Origin of the sequence: Marinospirillum insulare DSM 21763, assembly GCF_000686905.1 — a bacterium.
GTDB classification, from domain to species: Bacteria; Pseudomonadota; Gammaproteobacteria; order Pseudomonadales; family Halomonadaceae; genus Marinospirillum; species Marinospirillum insulare.
This window is the reverse complement of sequence record NZ_JMLW01000023.1, coordinates 24120-49566: the sequence shown is the minus strand read 5'-3', so window position 1 is coordinate 49566 and position 25447 is coordinate 24120. Positions and strand designations below refer to the sequence as shown.

Here is a 25447-nt window from a genome sequence, read left to right as displayed (position 1 = left end):
ATGGTAAAGAGTTTGCTGAGCATCAAGCCATTGCAAAAGCACTGAATTGTGACTTTTACTTTGCAGACCCTTATGCTTCTTGGCAACGTGGATTGAATGAAAATACAAATGGCTTAATACGTCAATACTGCCCCAAAGGTTCATGCTTTAAGCACTTAGATGATGAGCATTTTGAATTCATTATGCATCGTTTAAATAACCGACCTAGGAAAACACTTGGAATGAAAACACCAAATGAAGTATTGTTTGAAGAATTACAGGCTGTTGCACTAGCAAGTTGAATCCAAGGGCAGATAAAAAAACCAGCTAAACAAATATTGTATAGCTGGTTCTTATTTACCCGCTTACCTACTCGGGTACAGACTGCTTATTTAAGCAATCCTGCTTCACGGTAGTATTTTACTGCACCTGGGTGTAAAGGAGCAGATAGACCTGCGCTCACCATCTCATCTTTCTTCAAGTCTGCAAAAGCAGGATGCAGGCGAGTGAAAGTATCAAAGTTATCAAACACAGCTTTTACTAGCTGATAAACTTGTTCATCAGAGGTTTTTGCACTAGTCACTACAGTTGCTGCTACGCCAAAGGTGTGAGTGTCCTCAGGGTTACCATTGTACTCACCACCTTTAATGACTGCGCGGCGGTAGTAAGGGTATTTTTTCAGCAGTGCATCAACATAGTCACCACGTACGTTAACTAGGTTGCTTTTACAACTACTGGTGGCTTCTTTAATAGAACCACTAGGGTGACCAACCACATAGATCATTGCGTCAATACGATTGTCACACAGGGCGCTAGACATTTCTGCAGCGCGTAAATCGGCAGCTAAAGAAAAAATGCCCATATCTTGCTTACGCACTTCTAGCAGCTGTTCAACAGTTGAGCGTTGGCCAGAGCCAGGGTTACCTACGTTAACTCGCTTGCCTTGTAAGTCATCGTATTCTTTTGCCTTAGCATCTGCACGAGCTACAACAGTAAAGGCTTCTGGGTGTAGAGAGAAAACAGAGCGTAAATCAGTGTAAGCACCGGCTTTTTCGAACTGCCCTTCACCTCGGTGAGCATTGAACTGTACGTCAGATTGGGCAATACCAAAATTTAACTCACCCGCACGAATGGTGTTGACGTTGTAAGCAGAACCACCGGTACTTTCAACAGAACAACGAATACCATGGTCTTTGCGAGTGCGGTTCACCAAGCGGCAAATTGCACCACCTGTTGGGTAGTAAACCCCAGTAACACCGCCTGTACCTACTGTAATAAAGCTTTGTTCTGCTAGTGCTGTAGAGCTAACTGCAGCAGCTCCTAAGCCTAAACCTGCAGTGACAACCGCTGTTGCCAGTGTTTTTCTTAGCATTGACATGCTTTTATTCTCCCAAGCCATTTTTATTGGTTTTATCCTACACCTTGAATTTAGGCAGTCACTCGCTGCCTGTCAAACCAATTTGCTGATTTGTTTGGCTTTTATTTGTAATAAGCGTTTTCAGTTACCGTGTGGTCTGTTTCGTCACGTATACCGCGCAATTGTGGCAAACGCTCTAATAGCGTTTTTTCTACGCCATCTTTTAAGGTTAAATCAACCGCTGCACAACCTTGGCAACCTCCACCAAACTGAAGAACAGCAACATCATCTTCTGTTAGTTCTACCAGTTTAATTTCACCGCCGTGAGCGGCTAAACCTGGGTTAATATCACTATAAAGAATGTAGTTAATTTGGTCAGCTAGTGGGCTATCCGCACTGACTTTAGGCATTTTTGCATTGGGCGCTTTAATGGTGAGCTGACCACCCATACGGTCTGGGTTAAAATCGACCACTGCTTCATCTAAAAAAGCGAGGCTATTTTTTTCTAAATAAACTTTAATTTTATCTAGTTCTAGCAGCTCATCGGTCGGTTCTTCTTCACCAGGGCGGCTATAGGCTAAGCAGGTTTCAGCGTAAGGAGTACCCGGCTGAGTAATAAACACTCTAACCGACATACCCTCTACATCTTGCTTAGCTAGTAACTCTGCTAAGTAATCTTCAGCGTTACTGGTAATTTCTAGTGGTTTGCTAACTGCTTCTGTGTCACTCATTGATCTTGCTTCCTCTTTAGAGATAAGGCTTAACTTGTGAACATCTTATGCTAAACCTAGCCTTAAGGACAATACCCTAGTGTTTTAATGGGTCTTTTAATATGACCTTAACGGGCGCTTTTTGTTACACTAGCGCAAAATTTATTTCGGAGTCTGCCTTCTCAATGAACACCCTTGCCCAAGCCGCTAAGGCACGTACCGCCGCCCTTAAAAAAAGCCTAGCAGAGAGACTAGTTATTCTTGATGGTGGCATGGGTACGATGATCCAAAATCAAAAACTAGCTGAAGCAGATTTTAGGGGTAAACGCTTTGTTGATTGGCCCAGTGATCTTAAGGGCAATAATGACCTTTTAGTGCTAACACAACCCGATCTAATTCAACGCTTACATGGTGAATACCTAGCGGCTGGTGCGGATATAGTTGAAACCAACACCTTTAACTCCACCCGTCTTTCACAAGCTGATTACGGCATGCAGGAACTGGCTGCTGAAATAAACGAAGCGGGTGCACGTTTAGCTCGCCAAGCTGCGGACGAGCATTCTACACCAGAAAAACCGCGTTATGTAGCAGGTGTTTTAGGCCCTACCAGCCGTACTGCATCTATTTCTCCTGATGTTAACGATGCCAGCTTTCGTAATGTCACCTTTGATGCACTCGTCGAAAACTATATAGAATCTACGGAAGCTTTGATTCGTGGTGGTGTCGACTTAATTATGATCGAAACCATTTTTGACACTTTAAATGCTAAAGCAGCTATTTTTGCTGTCCAGGAAGTGTTTGCAAAACTTGGGTTTGAGCTGCCCATTATGATATCTGGCACCATTACTGATGCGTCTGGGCGCACACTTTCAGGTCAAACCACGGAAGCTTTTTGGAATAGTGTTCGCCATGCAAAACCCATTTCTGTAGGGCTTAACTGTGCTTTGGGTGCGGAAGATTTACGCCCCTATGTAGAAGAACTCTCGCGCATTGCTGATACGTTTGTGTCGGCACACCCTAACGCAGGCTTACCCAATGCTTTTGGGGAATACGACCAAACCCCAGAAGAAATGGCTAGTATTTTGGTGGAATTTGCCCAAGCCGGCTTAATGAATATTATTGGTGGCTGTTGTGGATCTTCGCCAGATCACATTAAAGCAATAGCCGAAGCCGTAGCAAAAATTCCACCTCGCCAAGTGCCAACTATTCTACCTGCTTGCCGTTTATCTGGCCTAGAGCCCTTTAATATTACCCCCGACTCACTGTTTGTTAACGTGGGGGAGCGTACCAACATTACTGGCTCGGCACGCTTTAAAAGGTTAATTCTTGCAGAAGATTACAACACTGCATTAGAAGTGGCTTTAGAGCAGGTTGAAAATGGCGCACAGGTGATCGACATCAACATGGATGAAGGCATGTTGGATTCAGAAGCCGCCATGGTGAAATTTTTGAATCTGATCGCCGGTGAGCCAGACATTGCCCGTGTTCCTATTATGTTAGACTCTTCTAAATGGTCGATTTTAGAAGCGGGCTTAAAGTGTGTGCAAGGCAAGCCCATCGTCAACTCCATTTCCATGAAAGAAGGCGAAACCGCTTTCCGTGAGCAGGCTTTGCTTTGTAAGCGTTACGGTGCGGCAATTATTGTGATGGCCTTTGATGAAGTAGGCCAAGCAGATACTTTTGAACGTAAAATTGAAATTTGTGAAAGAGCCTATCGCTTATTAGTCGATGATATAGGCTTTCCTGCCGAAGACATTATTTTTGACCCTAACGTGTTTGCTATAGCCACAGGGATTGAAGAGCACAACAACTATGGCGTGGATTTTATTCAAGCCACAGAATGGATACACAAGAACCTACCCCATGCGATGATCTCTGGCGGCGTATCTAACGTTTCCTTCTCTTTTAGGGGTAATAACCCCGTTCGTGAAGCCATTCATTCCGTGTTTTTATACCATGCCATTAAAGTTGGCATGAGCATGGGTATTGTTAATGCTGGGCAGCTTGCACTTTATGATGACCTGCCCGAAGAACTTAAAACTGCAGTTGAAGATGTGGTGCTTAACCGCCGTGACGATGGCACTGAACGCCTACTAGATATTGCCGAAAAATACCGAGGCGATGGTTCTACCACAGAGAAAAAAGAAGACTTAGAGTGGCGTAACCTACCTGTGAATGAGCGCATTTCTCATGCTCTGGTGAAAGGCATTACGGCTTTTATAGATGTTGATGTTGAAGAAGCTCGCCAGCAGGCTGACCGGCCTATCCACGTAATTGAAGGCCCACTAATGACGGGTATGAATGTGGTGGGTGACTTGTTTGGTGCCGGTAAAATGTTCTTACCCCAGGTGGTTAAATCAGCCAGGGTTATGAAACAAGCCGTGGCGATTCTTATTCCCTACATTGAAGCTGAAAAAACGGGCGAAGTGCAAACCAAAGGCAAAATTTTAATGGCCACGGTTAAGGGCGACGTTCACGATATAGGCAAGAACATTGTTGGCGTGGTTTTACAGTGTAACAACTACGAAGTAGTGGATATGGGCGTTATGGTGCCTGCCAATAAAATTCTAGAAAAAGCCCGTGAAGAAAACGTGGATATTATTGGTTTATCCGGCTTAATCACCCCTTCCCTCGATGAAATGGTAACTGTCGCTAAAGAAATGCAGCGCCAAGGCTTTACTATTCCGTTAATGATTGGCGGCGCTACCACTTCAAAAGCGCATACAGCGGTTAAAATAGACCCTAACTACGATGAAGCCGTGGTTTATGTTAGCGATGCGTCGCGTGCCGTAGGTGTAGCCAGCAATCTTTTATCTGCTGAACACAAGCCTAAGTATATGGAAGAAATTGCAGAGGAATATGAAAAAATTAGAGTCCGCCAAAGTAAACGGGTTTTAAAAGGCGCTTCTTGTGATTATGCCGAAGCAAGAAGCCGTAAGCTGAAATTAGATTTTGAATCCAAACCACCGGTTGCCCCTAAGCAACTCGGCGTTAAAGCCTTTGCTAATTATTCCCTAGAAGAGCTGGTTGAATACATTGATTGGACACCCTTCTTTATTAGCTGGAACTTGGTAGGTAAATACCCAGCTATTTTTGAAGATAAAGTGGTGGGTGAAGAAGCTAAAAAACTCTTTACTGATGCGCAAACCATGTTAAAACAACTGGTTAGCAAGCAAAAAATTGAAGCTCGAGGTGTTATAGGCTTGTGGCCTGCTAATAGTGTTGATGACGATGTTATTGAAGTTTATGCCGATGAAACCCGTCAGCAAGTTATTAAAAAGCTAACCCAGTTACGTCAACAAACCCCTGACAAACAAGGCTTTTGTAAATCGTTAGCCGACTTTATTGCGCCTAAAGACAGTGGTATTCCAGATTGGATTGGCGGTTTTGCGGTAACCGCAGGTATTGGCGTGGATGAGTTAGCCAAGGTGTATGAAGCAGACTTAGATGACTATAGCGCCATTATGTTAAAAGCCTTGGCTGACCGCCTAGCTGAAGCCTTTGCCGAGTGCTTGCACCAGCGAGTACGCAAAGAGTTTTGGGGTTATGTTAACAATGAACAGCTAGACAATGATGCGCTCATTAAAGAAGCCTACCAAGGCATTCGCCCTGCACCGGGTTACCCAGCCTGCCCTGATCACACAGAAAAAGAGCATTTATTTGAACTATTAAATGCTACCGAACATACCAGCTTAATTTTAACCGAAAGCTTTGCTATGTACCCAACCGCTGCTGTGTCGGGTTGGTATTTTGCTCACCCAGATAGTAAATACTTTAACCTAGGTAAAATTACCCGAGATCAAGTGGAATCGGCTGCTAAGCACAAAAACATGCCAGTTGACACTATGGAGCGTTGGTTATTACCAGCCCTTAGCTATGATCCTGACCAAGCTTAGTTAGCTGCCCTAGACAATGATTGCTACCCAGCGCAGGCAAAAAATTCTGGCTTTAGCCCTACCTATTATGGGTGGCATGCTTAGCCAGAGTTTGCTGAATTTAGTGGATGCAATTCTAGTAGGAAGCTTGGGCGAAACAGTACTGGCGGGTGTTGGAGTGGGTGGTTACGCCATTTTTATGCTGTCGGCCTTGGTTGCCGGGCTTAGTTCTGGCGTACAGTCTCAGGTTGCGCGCCGACAAGGTGCGAAACAATACACTCAGCTAGCTTTGCCGCTTAATGCCGCTATTTTGCTGGCTTTAATGATTACTTTGCCGTTAAGTTTAGTGGGTTGGTTTAATTCTAGTTGGCTAGTTGCAAAGATAAACCCAACAACTGCTGTGCAAACGGTTGCCAATGACTATTTTCAGTGGCGAGTGATTAGTTTACTACCAATTGCATTAACCCTAAGCTTTCGTGGCTATTGGCATGGTATTCAAAAAACTGGGGTTTATTTTCGTATTATTATTTTTACCCATACCTTGAATATTCTGCTGAGTATTTGGCTTATTCATGGTGGCTTAGGGATACAAGCCTTAGGTGCTACTGGTGCGGCGCTGGGCACTAGCATTTCAGTGACAAGTGGTGCTTTAGTTTGGGGCTGGCTTACTTGGCGCAATGCTCGGCCTAATGGTTTTTTAAATAAATCTCCCAGTTTTACCTTGTTGTGGAGCCTAGTAAGTTTGGTGGCTCCTAACTCTTTGCAGCAATTTTTATTTGCAGTTAGCTACGCCGTTTTATTTTGGTTTTTAGGACAAATAAGCACGGCTAGCGTTGCAGTGGGCCATGTATTAGTACATTTGTCGCTTTTACTTATATTACCTGGCGTTGGCTTAGGTATGGCAGCCATGACCTTGGTTGGTCACAGCTTAGGAGAAAACAACCAAGAAGAAGCCCACCGTTGGGGCTGGGAAGGCATGCGCCTAGCCGCCATTATATTAGCGTTTTTAGGCCTGCCCATGCTGCTGGCTCCCGAAGCAATCTTAGGCTTATTTTTACATCAAGAAAGTCTAATTGAGCTGGGTAAAATTCCTCTCATGCTAACGGGAATTATGATTACCCTAGACTCAGCAGCGCTTGTTTTTAACCAAGCCTTACAAGGGGCAGGTGCGCATAGGTCAGTTATGCAAATCAGTCTGTCTATGCAGTGGTTATTTTTTCTTCCTGCAGCTTGGTTTTTAGGTATTTACTTACAAGGTGGGCTGATAGGTATTTGGGTAGCCCAACTGGCCTATAGAATGATTAACTCGGTGGTATTTGTCAGGGTTTGGCAGCGTAGACGTTGGCAAGGTCTAAAAGTTTAACCAAAAAAAAGCCTGCTATTCAATAAAATAACAGGCTTCTTAGTCATTTCTAATCGTTAAAGTTTTAACTTAACGGTAGGTAGGTATTTGTTGAATACCTTGGAAAACTTCTCTTTCCTCTGTGAGGTCACGCTCCATGAGTAGAATATCTACCCTACGGTTTCCTGCACGCCCTTCTGGTGTAGCGTTTGAGGTAATCGGCCTAGCATCCCCGTTACCAACTACATAAAGATACTCTTCATTTAGGTCACTCATCCAAGTGAGCTCATGGGCAACAGAAGTTGCACGTGCTGAGGATAACTCCCAGTTAGAACGGTATCTTTCAGTGTTAATTGGAATGTTGTCGGTATGACCACCCACCACAACATACATATCAAAGTCTGAAATTAACTCACCAACCCGCTGAATAATAGGCACCATTTGTGGCTCTAACCAATCACTACCTGAACCAAAGGCAGCGTCATCTGGAAAACGAATGATAATGTGATCTTCGTCCTGCTCTACTATGATCAAACCCTTCTCAATTTCATCAATAAAGTTAGTGTCTAGGCGATTACCTAAAGTGTCTAATTGATTTTCCATACCAGTATTTTCAGTAGTAGGAGGTTCGGGCTTAATAGGTGCAATGATATTTTCAGTGCGTGGTGGATTATCCACTGGAATCATATTCAGCGGATTCATCATCTGAAAGCCAAAAGAATTCTGCAGTGCCATAGATACCGCACGGAACCTTTCTACTTCCATAGTTGAGAAAGATAAGATAAGAACAAAAAACACCAGCAAGAGCGTCATCATGTCAGCAAAAGTTACCATCCAAGGCGCAATGGGTGTTCCCTTAACTTCTTTTTTCTTCTTTTCTGGTAATGCGGCCTTACTCATAAATATCTACTCTATTTCTTCAGTCATATTCATAGCGCCACGCTGATATTCAGGTAGGTAAGTTTCAAGCAACTCATCGAGTACTTGAGGGTTCATGCCGTTATAAATACCCATTACCGAATCTACAATCAGAGCCATATTGTTTCTTAACTCATCGTTTTTCATTTCTAGCTTATCGGCTAGAGGAATAAAAATAAGCTGAGCTAAAACTGAACCATAAAGCGTTGTAATTAGTGCTAAAGCCATACCCGGACCAAGTTTGGTAGGGTCATCTAGGTTGTTAAGCATAGCAATAAGACCAACTAGGGTACCTATCATACCGAAAGCCGGTGCTAGGTCACCAAAGGCACGAAACACTTTTTCTGCCACTGATTTTCTATCAATGGTGAGGAGCATTTCTTTTTGAAGAACTTCTTGAATAAACTCTGGCGCACTACCATCAACACACATTTGCACCCCTTTTTGGAAGAAAGGGTTGTCTATGGGCTCATCTTCTAAGCCTAGCAGACCGTTACGACGTGCAATGCGTGAAAGGCGGTTAGCCAGGGCAATGATTTCACGTGGGTTATCACTGCGGTCAAAAAAAGCAGAGGTTACCCCTTCTTTTATCCCTGTTAAGTAGCTCTGAACTCGAAACTTGATTAGAGCTGCGGCAAAAGTACCACCTACTACAATCAGAATACTAGGTAAGCTAAGAAACAAACCTAGGTCAGCACTGGTAACGATAGCCAAGATGATGAGCGTAAATCCCAGTACCAGGCCAAGTAGTGTAGCAAGATCCATATTGCGATCCTTAAGTTTTAGTTACATCGGTTATTTGCTTAATCCTAAGACAAGCTATCAAGTCGCAGTGATCTATAATAACAGTCTTACACCATTTGAACAGCCCTAGAAGTAAGGCTTTTGTTGCCGCCAATAATATTTTTTTACTTAAAAACACGCTTGCTGGTGGCAGGCAAAAAGTACTTAAAAAATACTCATTATAAATTTCAACTGAGCTCTCCCTATTAAAGGTATTCTTTTGCGTAAAGCAAGTTTTTATTGTAAAGTCACGCCTTCCTTAAGAAAACACTTATAAACCCCCAGATCAATAATTAATTTATTAAATTAAATGGAGTTCTCGCTATGTTAAAGAAGGCTATTGCCCTAGCTACTCTGACTTTACTCGGTAGCACTGGTGTACAGTCGGCAGATTTATTCAAACCTGAAGATGCAGTTAAGTATCGCCAAGCAATTTATCAGGTTTTCTCAGCCCAAGCCGGTGTTATGGGTGGTATGGCACAAGGGAAAATTGATTTTGATGCTGCGGAAATTAATAAGCGTGCAACCAACCTAGGTAAAATTGCACCCATGTTAGGCGACACCTATTTCCCTGCGACTCGTGATGTAAAAGAGTCTAAGCTTAAAGCTGCCGCTTGGTCGAATATGGAAGATTTCCAGTCTAAAGGCCAAACCTTTGGTAAAGCCCTAGGCGAGTTAATTGAAGCTTCTTCTAAGCCTGGCTTTGATTTAAAAACTGCACGCCCAGCCATTGGCGCTGTTTTACAAGGCTGTAAAGGTTGTCACGACGACTACCGCGCTAAGTAATATTCAGTAACAACTAGAGCCCCAGATGGTAAAATTTAACCATCTGGGGCTTTTTTTATGCGTAGTTGATATGGAAAACAACAAATACAACCAGGCTAGTTATCGCCACTGCCAAAACAAAACGTAACCAAGGAAAGCTTTGCATTGCTTCTGCAGGTAATTGGTCTTGATTCTCCTCAGCAGCTGGTTTTTTACCGCTAAACATAGCTTTAACCAAGCCTTCACCGCGTATTTTATATAGCAGTATGGCTAATAGGTGTAAGCCAATCAGTACCAGCAACACATCAAAAAACAGATAGTGCCAACGCGACATCCAAGCAGACGTTGAACGACTGACTGTTTCATATAAAGGTCCGAAGGTAAAAATATCATCAGTAGTGTAAAGACCTGTCACCAACTGGAAAATAACGCCACCCATCAACACTAAAACCATAAAGCCACCCATAGGGTTATGACTCAGGTAGCGGGGTTTAGTGCTAGAAAAAAAATGCTTAAAATAAGCTAAGAAAGCTTTAGGTCCATACAAAAAATGTTTGAACCTTGCATAGGGTGTACCTATAAAACCCCAAATAATGCGATAAACCAGAACCGCTAGTAAGATTTGACCAAATAGAAAATGGCGTGCCATTTCCCCTTGATCTTGTGAAAACCAAAGCAAAAATATCAATAAAGGCAAAGACCAGTGAAAAACTCGTATAGACCAGTCCCATACTTTGATATTCTGGTTGGAGTTAGGTGGTGTCATTAATAAGAAGCTCCTAAATTAAGTTAAAGTTGTTAACTAGTTTTACTTTACCGCAAGAGGATAGCAAGATGAATCGCGAATTAGCAGATATGCGGCGTGTTTATAAAGCCAATGACCTAGCAGAAGCAAACGCCGGATCCTGTCCTTATGCTTTATTTAACCGCTGGATGACTGAAGCGGCAAAAACAGAAACGCTTGATCCTAATGCCATGACCCTAGCAACCGTTGATGAAACCGGGCAGCCCAAAGCCCGCATTGTGCTCTTAAAGGGATTCTCTAAAGAGTTGGGCTGGGTATTTTACACCAACTATACAAGCAGCAAAGGTGAGGAACTTAGAAACAACCCACGCTGTTCACTCCTTTTTTGGTGGGAGTTATTAGAGCGGCAAGTAAGGGTTGAAGGTTATGTACAGAAGTTAAGTGAAGAAGAGTCTAATCAGTACTACACTAGCCGCCCGCGTGAAAGCCAGCTAGGTGCTTGGGTTTCAGAGCAAAGCCAAATAATTAGTGGTCGCGAAGTTTTGAGTGAGCGAGAAGCGATAATTACCGAACAATATGCAGGCATGGATAGCTTACCTCGCCCACCCCACTGGGGCGGGTATCAAGTTATACCTACCAGTATAGAGTTTTGGCAGGGTCAACCAAGCCGCTTACATGACCGTTTACGTTTTAAGCAAAAACAAGATAACCAGCAAGAATGGACTAGAGAGCGACTGTCTCCCTAGCCCACTGACTTAATCGACTGGGTTGTTGAGTCGGTGCTGCTGCCATTCAGTGGTGGGTTCATTGAGTGGCAGTACGGCATCAATCACTTGTTCTTCCATGTTATAACTTGCTTTAAAGCCTAAATATTTCATTAGACCGCGCATAGGATGATTCTCAACCATTATCTTGCCGATCATTTCTAGCGTGCCTACGCTACGCGAATAATCAATGATGGCATTCATCAATAAAGAACCTAGCCCTAAACCTTGTAAATCATCGCGAATAATCACCGAAAACTCAGTACGAATATTGTCTGGGTCGGTCCATATTCTTGAAACGCCCAAAATTTCTCGACTCCCGTCTTCTTTTAATTCCTCAGCAATAAATGCCATTTGTCGATCATAGTTAATTTGCGTCAGCAAAGATAAATCACGCTTAGTTAAGTCCGCTTTGTTATGGAAATAACGGAAACGTATGCTTTCTTCAGACAAACGACTATGGAAACGTAATAAAGCAACGGCATCCTCTCCCCTGATAGGTCGAACCTCAACAGCGCGACCATCTTTTAACTGGGCTAGTTTTCGTAGGTCTTCTGGGTAGGGCATAATTGCATGATAGGCAGGCGAACCTAGGTCACACTGCACATCGATAGCAAACATTTCCTGATTATTTAACAGCAAGGGGTTGATTTCTAAGCCTTTAATTAACGGCATATCTGAACAAAGCTGTGAAAGCTTCACTAATAAAATACACACCCTTTCTAAGTCATCTTTAGGGTCATTACTGTGCTCTTTAATTAGCTGCCCTGCATGACTGCGCATCACTAGATCTTTTGCCAGACTCATATTTAACGGAGGTAAGGCGATTTGACGATCAACCAAAATATTGACTTTGTAGCCACCTATACCAAAAAGAATAATAGGACCAAAAAGTGGGTCACGGGTAATGCCAAGGTTTAACTGCATAGAATGTTTGCCACGCTGCATAGGCTGCAGAACGTAAGAATGAAACTGACTGGTGGGGAAGGTTTCTTCTACTTTTTCTAGCAAGCGTTGAGCAGCAGTGCGAACATCTTCTTCGGTTTCTAAATCTTGTAAAAGACCAGAAGAAAATCTGTGAGGATGTTTACGATAAACAAACGGGTGAGAGTTAGCGGTATGGTTAATTTTTAATGCTTTAGGGCCAGGAAACTCTGCAGACATAGCTGCCGCTTCATCAAGCGATTTAGGGTAGCGCACTGGCGCAACCTCTATACCATAGGCGGTTAAAAGCCGGTGGGTTTCTTCATGGCTTAAATGATCACGGCCTTCAGCAGCTATAGATTCAAGCATCTCACGCGCTTCTTTTCTTAAATCTTGCGTGGTTTCAAAAGGTAAGCTGGGCGGCGTTTCTTGTAATAGTTGCTGATTTCGCTGGTAATTCACCAGATGCATAAAAGCTTGTACGGCTTTTTCTGGTGAAATATAAGTTGGAATACCCGCTAGGTTAAACTCATGGCGAGCAGGAATAGCATGCTCTAAGCCCATCCAACTGGTGAGCAAATTACGTTTGAACAGTTTTTTATTGGCAATTAAAGCTAAAGCAGTCGATTTACTCGGTGCTAAACGAGTTGGAGCATGAACGACCAATACTGCATCAACTGCTGGATCCTCGGTTACCATTTGAACGGCTTCAACAAACATCTCAGGTGTTGCACCGCCACCTATGTCTAAAGGGTTAACTCTTTCCCGGTCACTTGGCAGCCAGTCTTGTAACTTGGCTTGGGTTTCTGGGCTGAGTTCAGCTAAATAACCGCCTTGGTGAATTAAACGGTCTACCGCCAACATGCTAGGACCCAAACCATTACTAATAATGGCTAAACGACCACCCCTAACAGGGCGCATACGAGTCAGCGTTTCTAAGGCATCAAAAAGCTCTTCACTGTTATCAACTCGTACCATACCCGCACGAGAAAAAGCAGCATTGTAGATAGGGTCACGATTAATTAAGCCAGGTGTGAAAATGTCTGGGTTACCTTGAGCTTCCATGGTGCGACCCGATTTAATGACCAGCACTAACTTATTACGCGATGCTTCACGCACAGCCGTCATAAAGTGACGTGAGTCAGGCACATCCTCTAAATGCAGCAGAATAGCTTGTGCACCAGAATAACGATTAACATAGTCAATAACGTCTGCTAAGCGCACGTCTACACTGTCGCCTAGGGTAATTAAGTGTGAAAAACCTATGCCACGACCATTCGCCCAGTCAATAATGGCATTACCCAACATGCCAGACTGACCTATGTAGGCAACCTTACCCGGCTTAATGTTTTGTGGTGCATAACTGGCATTGAGCTTGCGTGAGGGCACTAGAATACCCATACACTCAGGCCCCATAACCCGAATACCAGATGATTGAGCGGCCTCTAATAAACGTGCTTTATAATTGGTTTGGCGATGGCCTTGGTTAGACGTTAGCACCAGGGCTGCCTTCACACCAAAGCGCCCCAGTTCAGCAACAACATCGGGTGCACTCGCCGCTGGGGAGCAAACCACGGCTAAATCAGGTATTTTAGGTAGTTCAGTGATTTCATCGAAGCAGGGACAACCATGCACTGTTTCATAAGGCTTGGGGTTAACTACCCAAATATCACCCGGGAACTTGGCATCTAGCATATTAGCGACTACCTGCCCGCCTAGGCTAAAGTTTTTTTCCGAAGCACCTAGAACCACTAAACTTTTAGGTTCAAAAAAATACCTTAAAAAACGCGTGCTCATCTTAACCTCCATGCTTGAATTAGGTCTTATCTAATTAATATTCTTGCAAACCTTACGACGTTTGCCCAGTATCCATTAATCCGCAACAAGATTACACTATATTTAAACTTAAACGGACCTTAACATGATTACATCGTTTATCACTCACGAAGACTGCGCACTTCATGATATGGGGCCTTGGCACCCAGAGAATCCGATGCGCCTAAATGCCATAATTGAGCAGCTCAAGCTGAGTGGCTTAATGAACCAGCTAATGCAGTATAAAGCTCGGCCAGTAACCGATGAGCAGCTGTTTCGTGCTCATCCTAAGGCGCACGTTCGTTCTTTGCATCTCAGTCTGCCCGAGCAGGGTTTCACCAGTATTGAAGATGAAACACTCTTAGCTCCTAGGTCTTTGGAAGCCGCCTCTTTTGCTGCTGGTGCAGTTGTTCGTGGTGTCGATCAAATATTTAAAAACCAAGCTGACAATGTTTTTTGTGCTGTGCGTCCACCCGGCCACCACGCTGAGCGAGTCGAAAGCATGGGATTTTGCTTCTACAACAATGTGGCAGTGGGTGCGCTGCATGCTTTAGAGCACCACAAGCTAGATAGAGTCGCTATTTTTGATTTCGACGTGCATCACGGTAACGGTACGGTCGATGTATTTAGAGATGACCCACGTGTAATGGTTTGCTCTAGCTTTCAACACCCCTTCTACCCTTGGCGCTATGCAGATACAGAGTTAGATAACATTATTAACACTCCGCTAGATGCACACTCTGGAAGCCTAGACTTTCGTCGCGCAATAGAAGCTAGTTGGCTACCAGCCATACAAAAGTTCAAACCTCAGCTTATTCTGGTTTCTGCAGGCTTTGATGCTCACCGCGAAGACCCTATGGGAGAGCTTAATTTAGAAGACGATGACTACCACTGGATCACCAACTTTTTAATGGACCAAGCTAAAAGTCAGTGTGATGGACGACTAGTGTCTGTATTAGAGGGTGGTTACGACTTAAACTCCTTAGCTCGTTCGGTCCATAGGCATATAGAAGCTTTGCAAGAACTTTAAAAGCACCCCCCTAGCTAACTTTTTTGCAGGGTTGGCTAGGTGCTTGTATAGTGGGAGCTCGAGATTTAGCTATTCAGGATACACGGAATGCCAGACTTTACTGCGCCAGTTATGCCAGCGACCTTATTAGAAAAACTTAAGGGCTGTAAAACTCTGCCATCCCTACCCATTATTGCTCTTAAAATAATTGAGCTAGCCCGCTCACCCAGCGCTGGCACAAGCGATCTTGCTCAACTCATAGCTAGCGACCCCTCCCTAAGCACCAAAATTTTAGCCGCAGCTAACTCGGTATTTTACGGTAGCGATGAACATGGCACGCTACAACATGCTATTAACCGTTTGGGTATGGATTCAGCGCTTTCATTAGCACTAAGTTTTGGGCTAACACGCCACTCTAAACAAAAAACCAATGGTATGTGCTTAGATACCTTCTGGAAGCGCTCGGTTATCAGTGGCATGGTGGTTAGAGAAATAAAAAAACAACTCAAACTAACCTTTGATGTAGAAACCATCTTCTTAGCAGCGATTATTCAAGATATCGGTATGCTGGCACTTAATGAGCTAGACCCAGATATTTATGGAGTAATCTTCCATAGCTCACGTTCACACCGTCAACTCGCGTCTTTTGAAGAAAGGGAATATGGCACTTGCCATGCCCAAGTGGGGTATTGGTTAGGAACTCACTGGGGCTTACCTGCTAAATACACTCAATTAATTGCTACTAGCCACTTGGCAGCTAAAAAAATTCCTAGTCATGCCATTGCAGAAAAAGTATTAGCCCTATCTGGGTTACTAGCTGATCCTTGGATATCCCATAACCAGGAAATGGCCATGACTCTGGCTTACCAAGCTAGCCAAGAATACTTAGGTATGAGTGAACAGCAGTTCAGCCTTTTATTGGTAGGCATTCAAGACAAGCTACCTGAGGTAGCCAAGCTTTTTGAAATCAAAACTCCCGCTAAAATTGATACCTTTAAGCTGCTACAAGAAGCCAAGCAACTATTGGTTGAACGTAATTTACGCATGATGCAAAAGCTAGAAAAGCAGCAAAAAGAAATAGATGAACTGCGTAAAAACTCTAAAAAACTTCAAGAACAGCTAAAGAAAGATCCGTTAACTGGTATTTATAATCGTCAATACACTGAAAAGCAGTTAAATAAATATTTCAAGACTATGCCAAGTATTGATAACAGCTTAGCTGTTATTTTTATAGACTTAGACTTCTTTAAAACGATTAACGACCAGTATGGTCATGCTATAGGCGATGCAGCCCTATGTGCTTTTGCCTCAACGCTAGAGCAGGAAGTTGATATTGGTAGCATGGCTGGTCGCTATGGTGGCGAAGAGTTTGTAGTGCTTATGCCGGGTTATGGTCAAAAAGCAGCACTGACCTTTGCTAAACGCTTGCAAGAGCACCTAGCAACTACACCCCTACTTAGCCATAACAAAGAAGATATTTATATCTCAGCCTCCATGGGGTTAGCGGTACACGATTTAACCGAGACTGATGATAAGCAGCTGCAATTTGAAGATGCAGACAGCCTAGTTAAAGCAGCCGACCAGGCCATGTATAGTGCAAAACGGACTGGTCGGAATCGTATTTTACTTTACACCCAAGAAGGCTACCAAGACTTAAGTACCTAAAACTAGCCGCCTAAACTCAATTCCTAGTTGCTAAATCTATCCCTTCGGTAGCCACTTCAGCTAACCAATTAATTTGTTCAGGGGTAATAATATAAGGTGGTATAAAATACACCACATTACCTAAAGGCCGCAGCAAAGCGCCTTTTTGCATTGCATATTCATACACTTTTAAACCACGGCGTTCTTGCCAAGCAAAGGGTTGTTTAGTGGCTTTATCTTTCACCATCTCTATTGCTAAAACCATACCGGTTTGTCTTACCTCACTCACATAAGGGTGATCAATTAAATGCTCCGTTGCTCTCCCCATTTGCTTGGCTAACAGTTTATTGTTTTCTATAACCTTATCTTCAGCAAAAATATCTAAAGTTGCCAAGGCCGCAGCACAAGCTAAAGGATTACCTGTATAAGTATGCGAATGTAAAAAAGCACGTAGGCTAGCGTATTCATCATAAAAAGCTTGGTAGATTTGCTCAGTGGTTAATACCGCAGCCATAGGCAAATAACCACCGGTTAAGGCTTTAGATAAAACCATAAAGTCAGGTGTTATATTCGCCTGCTCGCAGGCAAACAGCGTGCCGGTGCGCCCAAACCCCATAGCAATTTCATCAACAATTAAATGCACGCCATAATAATCACAGGCTTCACGCAATAAGGTTAAATAAATGGGGTGGTACATACGCATACCACCAGCACCTTGCACCAACGGCTCTAAGATAACAGCAGATAATTCTTGATGGTGCTCTTCTAAGGTTTGGCGCATTTGTTCAAACATTAAGCGCGAATGGGCTTCCCAACTCACCCCTTCTGGGCGGTAATAACAATCGGGGCTAGGCACTTTAATGCAATCCATTAACAGTGCTTTATAGGTTTCTGTATATAAAGAAACACCGCTTACCGCCATAGTAGCAAGGGTTTCCCCATGATAACCGTTACTGATTGTAGCAAAGCGTTTTTTATTAGGCTGCCCAGTATTTAGCCAGTAGTGATGGCTCATTTTTAGCGCTACTTCTATTCCTGCCGACCCATTGTCTGCATAAAAAACCTTGTCTAAACCTTGTGGGGTTATTTGCACTAAACGCTCAGATAATTCAATGACTGGCTGATGACTAAAACCAGCTAACATAACGTGTTCTAACTGGTCTAGCTGCTGCTTGATACGCTCATTAATGCGTGGATTACAATGCCCAAAAATATTCGTCCACCAAGAACTGACTGCATCTAAATAACGCTTCCCTTCAAAATCTTCTAGCCAAATACCTTGCGCTTTATGAATAGGCACTAAAGGCAGTTGTTCGTGGTCTTTCATTTGTGTGCAAGGGTGCCATAACACGGCTAAATCACGCTGCATCCACGCATTATTTAAACTCAACTGATTTCTCCTAAATTAAAAAAGTGTCGACTGGTTTCTCTTATCTTGTTAACCTATATTTTTAATCGAGTTTACACGCTAACTTATACCCTAAGCAAATTGAATGAGAAAGCCTTTAAATATGAGCTTTAATCTTGCTGAGCGCTTGGCTAATCACCAAACAAAAAACCTCTATCGCTCACGCTCACTTGTAGAAAGTCCACAAAATCCAAGCATAAAAGTAAACGGAAAAAACTATTTAGCTTTTTCTTCCAATGACTATTTGGGCTTAGCTAATCATCCAGAAGTAGTCGCTGCATTACAGCAAGGTGCAAAAGATTGGGGTGTTGGCGGCGGTGCTTCACATTTAGTGCTAGGCCATAGTGAACCCCATCAACAGCTAGAATTAGCCTTAGCTAAATTCACTGGGCGTGAACGTGCTTTGGTCTTCAGTAGTGGCTATCTTGCTAACCTAGCGGTAATTACTGCGCTGGTGGGTAAAGGCGATACGCTTCTTCACGATCGCTTAAACCATGCTTCTTTACTGGATGCTGGGATTTTATCGGGTGTGCGTTTTAGCCGTTACTTACATAAAAACATGGCAAGCCTAGCGAAGCGTTTGCACTCATCACAAGAACGATCAGCACAAGGCAATACCTTAATAGTCACCGATGGCGTATTTAGCATGGATGGTGACCTAGCGCCCCTACCCGAGTTAGCAGCCTTAGCCCAAGCTAACAGTTCTTGGTTAATGGTTGATGATGCACACGGATTTGGTGTATTGGGTAATACAGGCGGTGGTTTAGTTGAACATTATGCGCTATCCCAAGCTGATGTACCTGTGCTGGTTGGCACCCTGGGTAAAGCTTTTGGTACAGCGGGTGCCTTTGTTGCCGGTAGCGAAGAACTTATTGAAACCTTAATTCAATTTGCTCGCCCCTATATTTATACCACTAGCTCCCCACCGGCTATTGCGTGTGCAACCTTAGCTAGTTTAAAAATTCTAGAAGAAGAACACTGGCGGCGCGAACATCTACAAGTACTCATTCAACAGTTTCGTGAAGGTTCACAAGCCTTGGGTTTGAAATTAACGAACAGTCCTACCCCCATTCAGCCGATTATTATTGGTGACTCAGCAGAAACCATGGCTACAGCTAATAAGCTTAGTGAAAAAGGTATTTTAGTGGGTGCCATTCGTCCTCCCACCGTACCACAAGGCAGAGCACGTTTACGTATCACCCTAACGGCAGCGCATAGCCATGCTCAGGTTGAAGCTTTGCTTGAAGCACTGGCTAAATGTGGATTAAAAACGTGTGATAATGAGGGTTGTGATGAATAATACGCTAGTATTGCTCGCAGGTTGGGGCTTAGGCACACAGCCACTTAACGCTTTAGCGATTAGTTTAGAAACAGAATTACAAAGTGTTTTTTCCAATTTTAAAGTGCTCTTGCATCCTTTACCTCTTAGCTCAGGTAAAGAGTGCAGCGAAATTATTCAGCAGCTTGATACTGAGCTTCCACAAAACTGCTGGTTAGCTGGTTGGTCTTTAGGTGGAATGCTTGCCACTGCCCTAGCTGCCAAGCGCCAACAACAAACAGGTGCAGGTTTAATCACCTTGGCAAGCAATGCTTGTTTTGTAGCTAATGTCACTTGGTTGAATGCCATGCCAGCCAGTACTTTTACTGAGTTTTATAAGTTATGCGAACAAGACATAAGGCTGGGTTTAAAGCGTTTTACACTCTTGTGTAGCCAAGGGGGTATTCAACATCAAGCTCGGTCATGCGCAGTAGCTTTGCAAGCCATGATTTCAACAGCTAGCACCAATCCGTTAGAGCTGTTGGCAGGTTTAGATTTGTTAGCTAGCTTAGATAATCGTGCGACCATCACTCATTACGCTGGCCCACAATTACATCTTTTAGCAGAAAACGATACTTTAGTTCCTCTTGAGGTTATTAATGAGCTAAAAGCTTTAAACCCTTGTGCGGTGGTTGAACAACTAGGTAAAAGTCACGCTAGTCCGATTATTGAACCTGTATTAATTGCTCAACGCATGGCAGCTTTTATAGCGAGCCAACAATATGTTTAAGCCACAAGAAAAACAACGAGTTGCTGCCTCTTTTTCACAAGCTGCAACTACTTACGACAGCTTCGCCGATTTACAACGTGCTGTGGGTACACGGTTATTAAGCTTGTTACCTGAAGAGTTGCTGCCAGAAAAAGTACAACAGCCTTTAAATTCTAAAACCATAAATAACTGGTTAGACCTAGGCTGTGGAACCGGGCACTTTGCTGGACAACTCCAAAAACAATGGCCTAAGGCTCTAGGCATAGGGTTAGACCTTGCTGAAGGTATGCTGCAGTTTTCACGCCTTCGCTACCCTCCGATTCACTACCTCTGCGCCGATGCTGAACACTTGCCACTAGCTGATAACAGCCAAGACCTGATTTTTAGCAGCCTCGCCTTACAGTGGTGTCCTGACTTTTCAGCTGTTTTAAATGAAATTAAACGGGTATTAAAGCCGGGTGGATTACTATTATTTAGTAGCATTGCTGATGGATCGCTAGTTGAACTTAATAAAAGCTGGCAAGCCGTAGATGCAAAAAAACATGTCAACCAATTCCGCACTTTTAAAAACTATACAAACCTAGTTTCCAGTAGTGATTTAGAAATGATCGACCTGCATTGTTACCAGCATATTTATCACTATGAAAAAGTTCGAGATCTAACTCATGAACTTAAATACTTGGGTGCAAATCATATTCAAACTGGAAGAGCCCAAGGTCTGGTCGGCAGAAAGGGTTTTCAACGCTTTCTAAATACCTATGAAACTTACCGTCAGCCACAAGGTTTACCCGCAACTTGGCAGGTGGTTTATGGTGTTTTAAGAAAAGGGGAATAACTGATGACAAAAGCCTATTTTTTAACAGGTACCGATACCGATGCTGGAAAAACCACTATGGCAGCAGGCTTACTCTATCTCGCACAAAAACAACAACTAAGCACTCTAGGCATGAAACCTATTGCTTCAGGAAGTGAAGTAAACACGCAAGGATTACGCAATAGCGATGCTTTAGCTTTAATGGCTCAAAGCAGCATTAAACGCCCTTATCAAGAAGTAAATCCTTATGCCTTTGTTCCAGCCATAGCACCGCATATTGCTGCTAAAGAAGCTGGAATTGAATTAAAAGTCAGCGATTTATACAAGGCTGCTCAGATTATTCTACACCAGCAAGCAGATTTTACGCTTATAGAAGGCGCTGGTGGCTGGCGAGTGCCTATAAACAACCAAGCATTTTTATCTGACTTAGCGATAGCACTTAATTTGCCCGTTATTTTAGTGGTGGGAGTAAAGCTAGGCTGCATCAATCATGCTTTGCTAACAGCACAAGCAATTAGTAGCGATGGTTTAAAGTTAGCTGGTTGGGTGGCAAATGTAATTGACCCTAATTGCGCCCGATTAAAAGAAGTTTTAGCGACCTTAAAAAAACAAATTTCAGCGCCCTGCTTAGGGCAAGTACCCTATTTAGAGGAACCTAGCGCAGAAAAAGTAGCCAGTTACCTATCAATAAATACCCTACTATAAAAAAACTCAAACAAAAAACCGCCCTAATAAAGGCGGCTTTCTATAGTAAAGCTTAAAAATTCAAGTAAAACTTTGAACTAATTAACCTTCAACTTCATCTGCTGGCGCATAAGAACCGTCTGCACGGTGGCGCTCTGTACCCGTAATTGCAGGGTAGAAAACACAGGCCAAAGTCATGGTTTTGCTGGCTCTTAGCAGGTGTTGATCGTGCTTATCTAGCACATACACATCACCAGGTTTAATCGGCCAAATTTTACCATCAGCAACTGTTTCTACTTCGCCCTCACCTTCAATGCAATAAACAGTTTCTAGGTGATGCTTATAGTGAATGGGCGTTTCTGTATCAGCATAAATACGCGTAATGTGAAACGAGTAGTTCATTTTATCTTCAGCAAGAACTAAACGCGTTGAATCCCAGTTACCGCCCTCAGCGGTAACCATACGACCTTCTTTACGTGCTTCTTCTAAGTTTCTTACAAACATAAATCAAATTATCCTTCAGCAGTTTTCATATTTTATTTTGCAGCTAGCGCTTTAAGTTGCTTTTCAACTGCGGCTTCTAAAATATCTAAGCCCTTGTTTAGCTCGTCATCAGTAATTAATAGAGGACACAAGCATTTAACAACCTGACCATCTGGACCACAAGTCTCTATTACCAAACCTTGTTCAAAACACTCAGCCACTAGCTCATCGGCAAGATCACCTTTCACTATGTCTAGGCCACGCATTAAACCACGACCACGCTCTTCAGCTTCTATGCCAGCATCTTGATACATACGAGCCAGTTGTTTAAAGCGATATTCAACCACTGTACCTTTACGAGTTACTTCTTTGGCTAGGTCATCATTCGCCCAGTATTCACGCATAGCAACCGTAGAAGTAACAAAAGCTAGGTTATTACCACGGAAAGTACCGTTGTATTCACCTGGTTTCCACTGGTCTAGCTCAGGCTTCATAAATACGGCAGCAAAAGGTAGGCCGTAACCCGATAGAGATTTAGAAGTAGTCACTATATCGGGTGAAATATCAGCGTGTTCAAAGCTAAAGTACTTACCTGTGCGACCACAGCCCGTTTGAATGTCATCAACAATCAGTAAAATACCGTGCTTCTTACAAATTTTATCTATGCCTTCTAACCATTCGATAGAAGCAACATTAATACCACCTTCACCCTGTACGGTTTCTAACAAGATAGCAGCGGGTAAATCTACGCCACTAGAGTTATCTGTTAAGGTTTTTTCTAGGAAGGCTAGGCTTGAAGAGTCACCTTCCATATAACCACAGTAGGGCATAAACGATACGCCCTGAGTAGGCATAGCAGCAGCGTGACGGAATTTACCGTTAGCAGTGGCAGCCAAAGCACCTAGGGTGACACCGTGGAAAGCGTTGGTAAAAGAAACTACGTTAGTACGACCAGTGGCATTACGCGCAATTCTTAAAGCTGCTTCAATGGCGTTAGTACCTGTAGGACCACAAAACTGTACTACATACTCTAAACCACGAGGCTTAAAAATTAACTCTTCTAAGGCTTCTACAAAGTCACGCTTAGCTGTAGTCCACATATCTAAACCGTGAGTTAGACCATCATCCATCATATAGTCTAAAAGCACTTTTTTAAGTTTAGGGTTGTTATGACCATAGTTAAGCGTACCGGCACCGGCTAAAAAGTCGATGTACTCTTTATTGTTTTCATCATAAAGAGTTGCACCGCGAGCACGAGTAAAAACAGTTGGAAAAGAACGACTATAGGTACGCACTTCTGATTCTAAACGTTCTAACGATTCTGAGTTTACATGTGGAGTTGTCATTTAATTACCTATTAATATTTGATTAAAATGGACCAATTGTTACTAAAACTTCTTCTTCGTGTTCCCCACCTAGCTGCTCGCTAGTAAAAAACACCTTATCTTCAAGCTGGGCTGAACGCTCTTTAGCAAAGCTACGAAACAGTCCCCAAGAGGCTTGGTTATCGGGTGTAATAGTGGTTTCTAGAAATTCGACTTGGCTACAAGCATCACGCTTTAAAACCTCATTAATTAACTGCTTAGCCATTCCTTTGCCACGCAACACATCACCTACAGCAACCTGCCATAAGAAAAATGTATTGGGTGAACCTGGTTTGATGTAACCAGAAAGAAAGGCTGCTACTTTGCCTTCAACCTCTGCAACAACGCAGGTTTCAGCAAAATGGGTAGTTTGCAGCAAATAAAGGTAAGTTGAGTTGAGGTCTAACGGAGGACAATTCTCAATGAGCTGATGAATAGCCACGCCATCATTGGCATTAGGTTTTCTAATCTTCAGATTTTTGGAAGGCATAAAAACTTGGGTCTCTGTCTAAGATGGCTACAAGGATAACAGCTCAGATTCAGAAATCAAACACTTTATTATCAATAAGCTACAGATGCATAATTTAAAATTATGATAGTGGACTGTCATCCAGCTAATAACGAAAAAACGGCCCGTAGGCCGTTTAATTTGATAGCTACAAATACAAATTAGTTGCGCGTTAAGCTACGCATGGTCACTAACTCTTCTGCCGAGGTTGGGTGTATTCCAATGGTGGCATCAAAGTCTGCCTTGGTTAGCCCTGCTTTAACTGCAATGCCTATACCCTGAATTAATTCACCAGCATCAGCCCCTACCACGTGGCAACCAACAACCTTATCAGTGGCATCTTCAACAACCAGTTTCATTAATACTCGACCTGTATTGCCAGATAAAGTATTACGCATAGGTTTAAAGTTAGTTGAATAAACTCGGATTGCAGGATATTCCTTGCGCGCTTCTTCTTCACTTAAACCAACAGTACCTATGTTTGGATGACAGAAAACAGCCGTAGCAATGTTGTTATAATCCATTTGTCTTGGTTCTTGGCCGCTGTAAAGGTTATGCACTAACACCATAGCTTCTGCCAAAGCCACCGGTGTTAATTGTGGACCGCCAACAATATCACCTAGAGCATAAATGCTGGGAACCTGAGTGCAAAAGCTGCTATCTACACTTAATTCGCCATTCTTATCTACTTCTAAGCCTACATTTTCTAAACCAAGATTTTCTACATTACCACGACGACCTGTGGCACTGAGTACTTGATCAACTTCAATAGTGCGACCATCACTTAAACTAACGACTAGGCCTGTAGCCTGTTTTTCAATCTTAGTGATTTCGCAAGTCAGTTGCATTTGCACACCGCTATTAGTGATTTCCTTCTGCACAAAATCACGTACTTCTTCATCAAACCCGCGTAGCGGCTTTTCACCACGGTAAACTAAGTGAGTTTCAGCACCTAAGCCATTAAAAATAGAAGCAAACTCAACAGCAATATAACCACCACCATAAACTAAAAAGCGTTTAGGGAACTCGGGTAGGTCAAAAATTTCATTAGAGGTTATGCAATGCTCAGAACCTGGAAACTCAGGAATAAAAGGCCAAGAACCAGTAGCAATTAATAGTCGTTCAGCTGTGTAGGTTTGGTTGCCTACCTCTACGCTATTGGGTGTGAGAATTTTACCCCGCCCCTCAATGCGTTTAACACCACTGTTTTCAAGCAGGTTATTGTAAATGCCATTTAAACGTAGAATTTCAGCAGCACGGTTATCTCGCAAGGTTGGCCAGTTAAACTCTGGTTTGTTTAGCGTCCAGCCATAACCCGCAGCATCTGCAAAATCATCGGCAAAATGTGCCGCATAAGAATAAAGTTTTTTAGGAACACAACCTACGTTTACACAAGTACCACCCCAGTAACGGTCTTCAATAATACCTACTTTAACACCCTGGCCAGCAGCGGTACGTGCTGCCCTTACACCACCAGAACCGGCACCAATTACTAGTAAATCAAAATCAAATTTAGACATAAATAAAAC

At 43.1% G+C, this 25447-nt stretch carries 22 protein-coding genes; 11 read left to right on the top strand and 11 right to left on the bottom strand.

Annotation, left to right across the window (positions count from 1 at the left end; genetic code table 11):
* Positions 1 to 281: IS30 family transposase (locus tag BP27_RS0110220; protein ID WP_027850490.1), on the top strand; the 281-nt coding region annotated here is incomplete at its 5' end.
* 86 nt (positions 282 to 367) lie between these two features.
* Here BP27_RS0110220 and BP27_RS0110215 read toward each other — a convergent pair.
* Entirely contained in the window at positions 368 to 1351 is a 984-nt protein-coding gene (locus BP27_RS0110215) for a TAXI family TRAP transporter solute-binding subunit (RefSeq protein WP_150112050.1), read from the bottom strand.
* Positions 1352 to 1458: 107 nt separating this feature from the next.
* Positions 1459 to 2067, bottom strand: a complete 609-nt coding sequence (gene nfuA, locus BP27_RS0110210) for a Fe-S biogenesis protein NfuA (protein ID WP_027851470.1) — start codon at positions 2065 to 2067, stop codon at positions 1459 to 1461.
* A 164-nt stretch (positions 2068 to 2231) separates the two neighbouring features.
* On the opposite strand from nfuA, the gene metH reads away from it, so the two are divergent.
* Together metH and BP27_RS0110200 are read left to right on the top strand one after the other, a co-directional pair.
* Complete coding sequence (gene metH / locus BP27_RS0110205) at positions 2232 to 5942, top strand: methionine synthase (protein ID WP_027851469.1); 3711 nt, start codon at positions 2232 to 2234, stop codon at positions 5940 to 5942.
* 16 nt (positions 5943 to 5958) lie between these two features.
* Complete coding sequence (locus tag BP27_RS0110200) at positions 5959 to 7284, top strand: MATE family efflux transporter (RefSeq protein WP_036240036.1); 1326 nt, start codon at positions 5959 to 5961, stop codon at positions 7282 to 7284.
* A gap of 69 nt (positions 7285 to 7353) precedes the next feature.
* Here BP27_RS0110200 and BP27_RS0110195 read toward each other — a convergent pair whose 3' ends face one another.
* Together BP27_RS0110195 and BP27_RS0110190 are read right to left on the bottom strand one after the other, a co-directional pair.
* Positions 7354 to 8163: a flagellar motor protein MotB gene (locus BP27_RS0110195; RefSeq protein ID WP_027851467.1), complete on the bottom strand. Its 810-nt coding sequence runs from the start codon at positions 8161 to 8163 to the stop codon at positions 7354 to 7356.
* A 6-nt stretch (positions 8164 to 8169) separates the two neighbouring features.
* Complete coding sequence (locus BP27_RS0110190) at positions 8170 to 8946, bottom strand: MotA/TolQ/ExbB proton channel family protein (protein WP_027851466.1); 777 nt, start codon at positions 8944 to 8946, stop codon at positions 8170 to 8172.
* Between the two features lie 342 nt (positions 8947 to 9288).
* On the opposite strand from BP27_RS0110190, the gene BP27_RS0110185 reads away from it, so the two are divergent.
* A complete protein-coding gene (locus tag BP27_RS0110185) occupies positions 9289 to 9750 on the top strand; it encodes a c-type cytochrome (RefSeq protein WP_027851465.1) in 462 nt (153 codons plus the stop codon).
* Between the two features lie 55 nt (positions 9751 to 9805).
* Here the strand turns inward: BP27_RS0110185 and BP27_RS0110180 are convergent, their stop codons facing one another.
* Positions 9806 to 10495: a cytochrome b/b6 domain-containing protein gene (locus tag BP27_RS0110180; RefSeq protein ID WP_027851464.1), complete on the bottom strand. Its 690-nt coding sequence runs from the start codon at positions 10493 to 10495 to the stop codon at positions 9806 to 9808.
* 68 nt (positions 10496 to 10563) lie between these two features.
* Between BP27_RS0110180 and pdxH the strand changes: the two genes are divergently transcribed.
* On the top strand, positions 10564 to 11220 hold the full coding sequence (gene pdxH / locus BP27_RS0110175) for a pyridoxamine 5'-phosphate oxidase (RefSeq protein WP_027851463.1): 657 nt from the start codon (positions 10564 to 10566) through the stop codon (positions 11218 to 11220).
* A 9-nt stretch (positions 11221 to 11229) separates the two neighbouring features.
* Here the strand turns inward: pdxH and BP27_RS0110170 are convergent, their stop codons facing one another.
* Positions 11230 to 13959, bottom strand: a complete 2730-nt coding sequence (locus BP27_RS0110170) for a bifunctional acetate--CoA ligase family protein/GNAT family N-acetyltransferase (protein WP_027851462.1) — start codon at positions 13957 to 13959, stop codon at positions 11230 to 11232.
* A 124-nt stretch (positions 13960 to 14083) separates the two neighbouring features.
* Between BP27_RS0110170 and BP27_RS0110165 the strand changes: the two genes are divergently transcribed.
* Together BP27_RS0110165 and BP27_RS0110160 are read left to right on the top strand one after the other, a co-directional pair.
* Positions 14084 to 15007, top strand: coding sequence for a histone deacetylase family protein (locus BP27_RS0110165; RefSeq protein WP_027851461.1), 924 nt, complete (start codon positions 14084 to 14086; stop codon positions 15005 to 15007).
* Positions 15008 to 15094: 87 nt separating this feature from the next.
* Entirely contained in the window at positions 15095 to 16651 is a 1557-nt protein-coding gene (locus tag BP27_RS0110160) for a sensor domain-containing diguanylate cyclase (RefSeq protein ID WP_027851460.1), read from the top strand.
* A 16-nt stretch (positions 16652 to 16667) separates the two neighbouring features.
* Here BP27_RS0110160 and BP27_RS15950 read toward each other — a convergent pair whose 3' ends face one another.
* Positions 16668 to 18020, bottom strand: coding sequence for an adenosylmethionine--8-amino-7-oxononanoate transaminase (locus BP27_RS15950; protein ID WP_036240047.1), 1353 nt, complete (start codon positions 18018 to 18020; stop codon positions 16668 to 16670).
* Positions 18021 to 18141: 121 nt separating this feature from the next.
* On the opposite strand from BP27_RS15950, the gene bioF reads away from it, so the two are divergent.
* The 4 genes from bioF to bioD are packed head-to-tail and all read left to right on the top strand — an operon-like array spanning position 18142 to position 21584.
* Positions 18142 to 19338 (top strand): 8-amino-7-oxononanoate synthase, encoded by a 1197-nt coding sequence (bioF, locus tag BP27_RS0110150; RefSeq protein ID WP_027851459.1) that lies wholly within the window; start codon positions 18142 to 18144, stop codon positions 19336 to 19338.
* Positions 19331 to 20086 carry an alpha/beta hydrolase family protein gene (locus tag BP27_RS0110145; RefSeq protein ID WP_027851458.1) on the top strand — a complete coding sequence of 252 codons (756 nt, stop codon included), beginning with the start codon at positions 19331 to 19333 and terminating at the stop codon, positions 20084 to 20086. Before bioF ends, BP27_RS0110145 begins: the two co-directional genes overlap by 8 nt.
* Positions 20079 to 20900, top strand: a complete 822-nt coding sequence (bioC, locus tag BP27_RS0110140; protein ID WP_027851457.1) for a malonyl-ACP O-methyltransferase BioC — start codon at positions 20079 to 20081, stop codon at positions 20898 to 20900. The genes BP27_RS0110145 and bioC overlap by 8 nt, the downstream gene beginning before the upstream one ends.
* Before the next feature lie 3 nt (positions 20901 to 20903).
* Positions 20904 to 21584, top strand: a complete 681-nt coding sequence (gene bioD / locus BP27_RS0110135; RefSeq protein WP_027851456.1) for a dethiobiotin synthase — start codon at positions 20904 to 20906, stop codon at positions 21582 to 21584.
* A gap of 81 nt (positions 21585 to 21665) precedes the next feature.
* Here the strand turns inward: bioD and BP27_RS0110130 are convergent, their stop codons facing one another.
* From BP27_RS0110130 to gorA, 4 genes are all read right to left on the bottom strand, one after another.
* Positions 21666 to 22067, bottom strand: coding sequence for an ectoine synthase (locus BP27_RS0110130; RefSeq protein ID WP_027851455.1), 402 nt, complete (start codon positions 22065 to 22067; stop codon positions 21666 to 21668).
* 32 nt (positions 22068 to 22099) lie between these two features.
* On the bottom strand, positions 22100 to 23392 hold the full coding sequence (gene ectB / locus BP27_RS0110125; protein WP_027851454.1) for a diaminobutyrate--2-oxoglutarate transaminase: 1293 nt from the start codon (positions 23390 to 23392) through the stop codon (positions 22100 to 22102).
* Between the two features lie 22 nt (positions 23393 to 23414).
* Positions 23415 to 23900 (bottom strand): diaminobutyrate acetyltransferase, encoded by a 486-nt coding sequence (ectA, locus tag BP27_RS0110120; protein WP_027851453.1) that lies wholly within the window; start codon positions 23898 to 23900, stop codon positions 23415 to 23417.
* A gap of 179 nt (positions 23901 to 24079) precedes the next feature.
* A complete protein-coding gene (gorA, locus tag BP27_RS0110115) occupies positions 24080 to 25438 on the bottom strand; it encodes a glutathione-disulfide reductase (protein WP_027851452.1) in 1359 nt (452 codons plus the stop codon).
* Positions 25439 to 25447 lie beyond the last annotated feature (9 nt).

What these genes read in the sequence shown, in the direction of transcription:
- metH (WP_027851469.1), top strand. Translation starts at nt 2,232, where the DNA reads ATGAACACCCTTGCCCAAGCCGCTAAGGCACGTACCGCCGCCCTTAAA.
- pdxH (WP_027851463.1), top strand. Translation starts at nt 10,564, where the DNA reads ATGAATCGCGAATTAGCAGATATGCGGCGTGTTTATAAAGCCAATGAC.
- nfuA (WP_027851470.1), bottom strand. Translation starts at nt 2,067, where the DNA reads ATGAGTGACACAGAAGCAGTTAGCAAACCACTAGAAATTACCAGTAAC.
- BP27_RS0110130 (WP_027851455.1), bottom strand. Translation starts at nt 22,067, where the DNA reads ATGTTTGTAAGAAACTTAGAAGAAGCACGTAAAGAAGGTCGTATGGTT.
- BP27_RS0110190 (WP_027851466.1), bottom strand. Translation starts at nt 8,946, where the DNA reads ATGGATCTTGCTACACTACTTGGCCTGGTACTGGGATTTACGCTCATC.
- BP27_RS0110195 (WP_027851467.1), bottom strand. Translation starts at nt 8,163, where the DNA reads ATGAGTAAGGCCGCATTACCAGAAAAGAAGAAAAAAGAAGTTAAGGGA.
- BP27_RS0110180 (WP_027851464.1), bottom strand. Translation starts at nt 10,495, where the DNA reads ATGACACCACCTAACTCCAACCAGAATATCAAAGTATGGGACTGGTCT.
- gorA (WP_027851452.1), bottom strand. Translation starts at nt 25,438, where the DNA reads ATGTCTAAATTTGATTTTGATTTACTAGTAATTGGTGCCGGTTCTGGT.
- BP27_RS0110170 (WP_027851462.1), bottom strand. Translation starts at nt 13,959, where the DNA reads ATGAGCACGCGTTTTTTAAGGTATTTTTTTGAACCTAAAAGTTTAGTG.
- ectA (WP_027851453.1), bottom strand. Translation starts at nt 23,900, where the DNA reads ATGCCTTCCAAAAATCTGAAGATTAGAAAACCTAATGCCAATGATGGC.
- BP27_RS0110165 (WP_027851461.1), top strand. Translation starts at nt 14,084, where the DNA reads ATGATTACATCGTTTATCACTCACGAAGACTGCGCACTTCATGATATG.
- bioF (WP_027851459.1), top strand. Translation starts at nt 18,142, where the DNA reads ATGAGCTTTAATCTTGCTGAGCGCTTGGCTAATCACCAAACAAAAAAC.
- BP27_RS0110185 (WP_027851465.1), top strand. Translation starts at nt 9,289, where the DNA reads ATGTTAAAGAAGGCTATTGCCCTAGCTACTCTGACTTTACTCGGTAGC.
- BP27_RS0110160 (WP_027851460.1), top strand. Translation starts at nt 15,095, where the DNA reads ATGCCAGACTTTACTGCGCCAGTTATGCCAGCGACCTTATTAGAAAAA.
- bioD (WP_027851456.1), top strand. Translation starts at nt 20,904, where the DNA reads ATGACAAAAGCCTATTTTTTAACAGGTACCGATACCGATGCTGGAAAA.
- ectB (WP_027851454.1), bottom strand. Translation starts at nt 23,392, where the DNA reads ATGACAACTCCACATGTAAACTCAGAATCGTTAGAACGTTTAGAATCA.
- BP27_RS0110215 (WP_150112050.1), bottom strand. Translation starts at nt 1,351, where the DNA reads ATGCTAAGAAAAACACTGGCAACAGCGGTTGTCACTGCAGGTTTAGGC.
- BP27_RS0110200 (WP_036240036.1), top strand. Translation starts at nt 5,959, where the DNA reads ATGATTGCTACCCAGCGCAGGCAAAAAATTCTGGCTTTAGCCCTACCT.
- BP27_RS0110145 (WP_027851458.1), top strand. Translation starts at nt 19,331, where the DNA reads ATGAATAATACGCTAGTATTGCTCGCAGGTTGGGGCTTAGGCACACAG.
- bioC (WP_027851457.1), top strand. Translation starts at nt 20,079, where the DNA reads ATGTTTAAGCCACAAGAAAAACAACGAGTTGCTGCCTCTTTTTCACAA.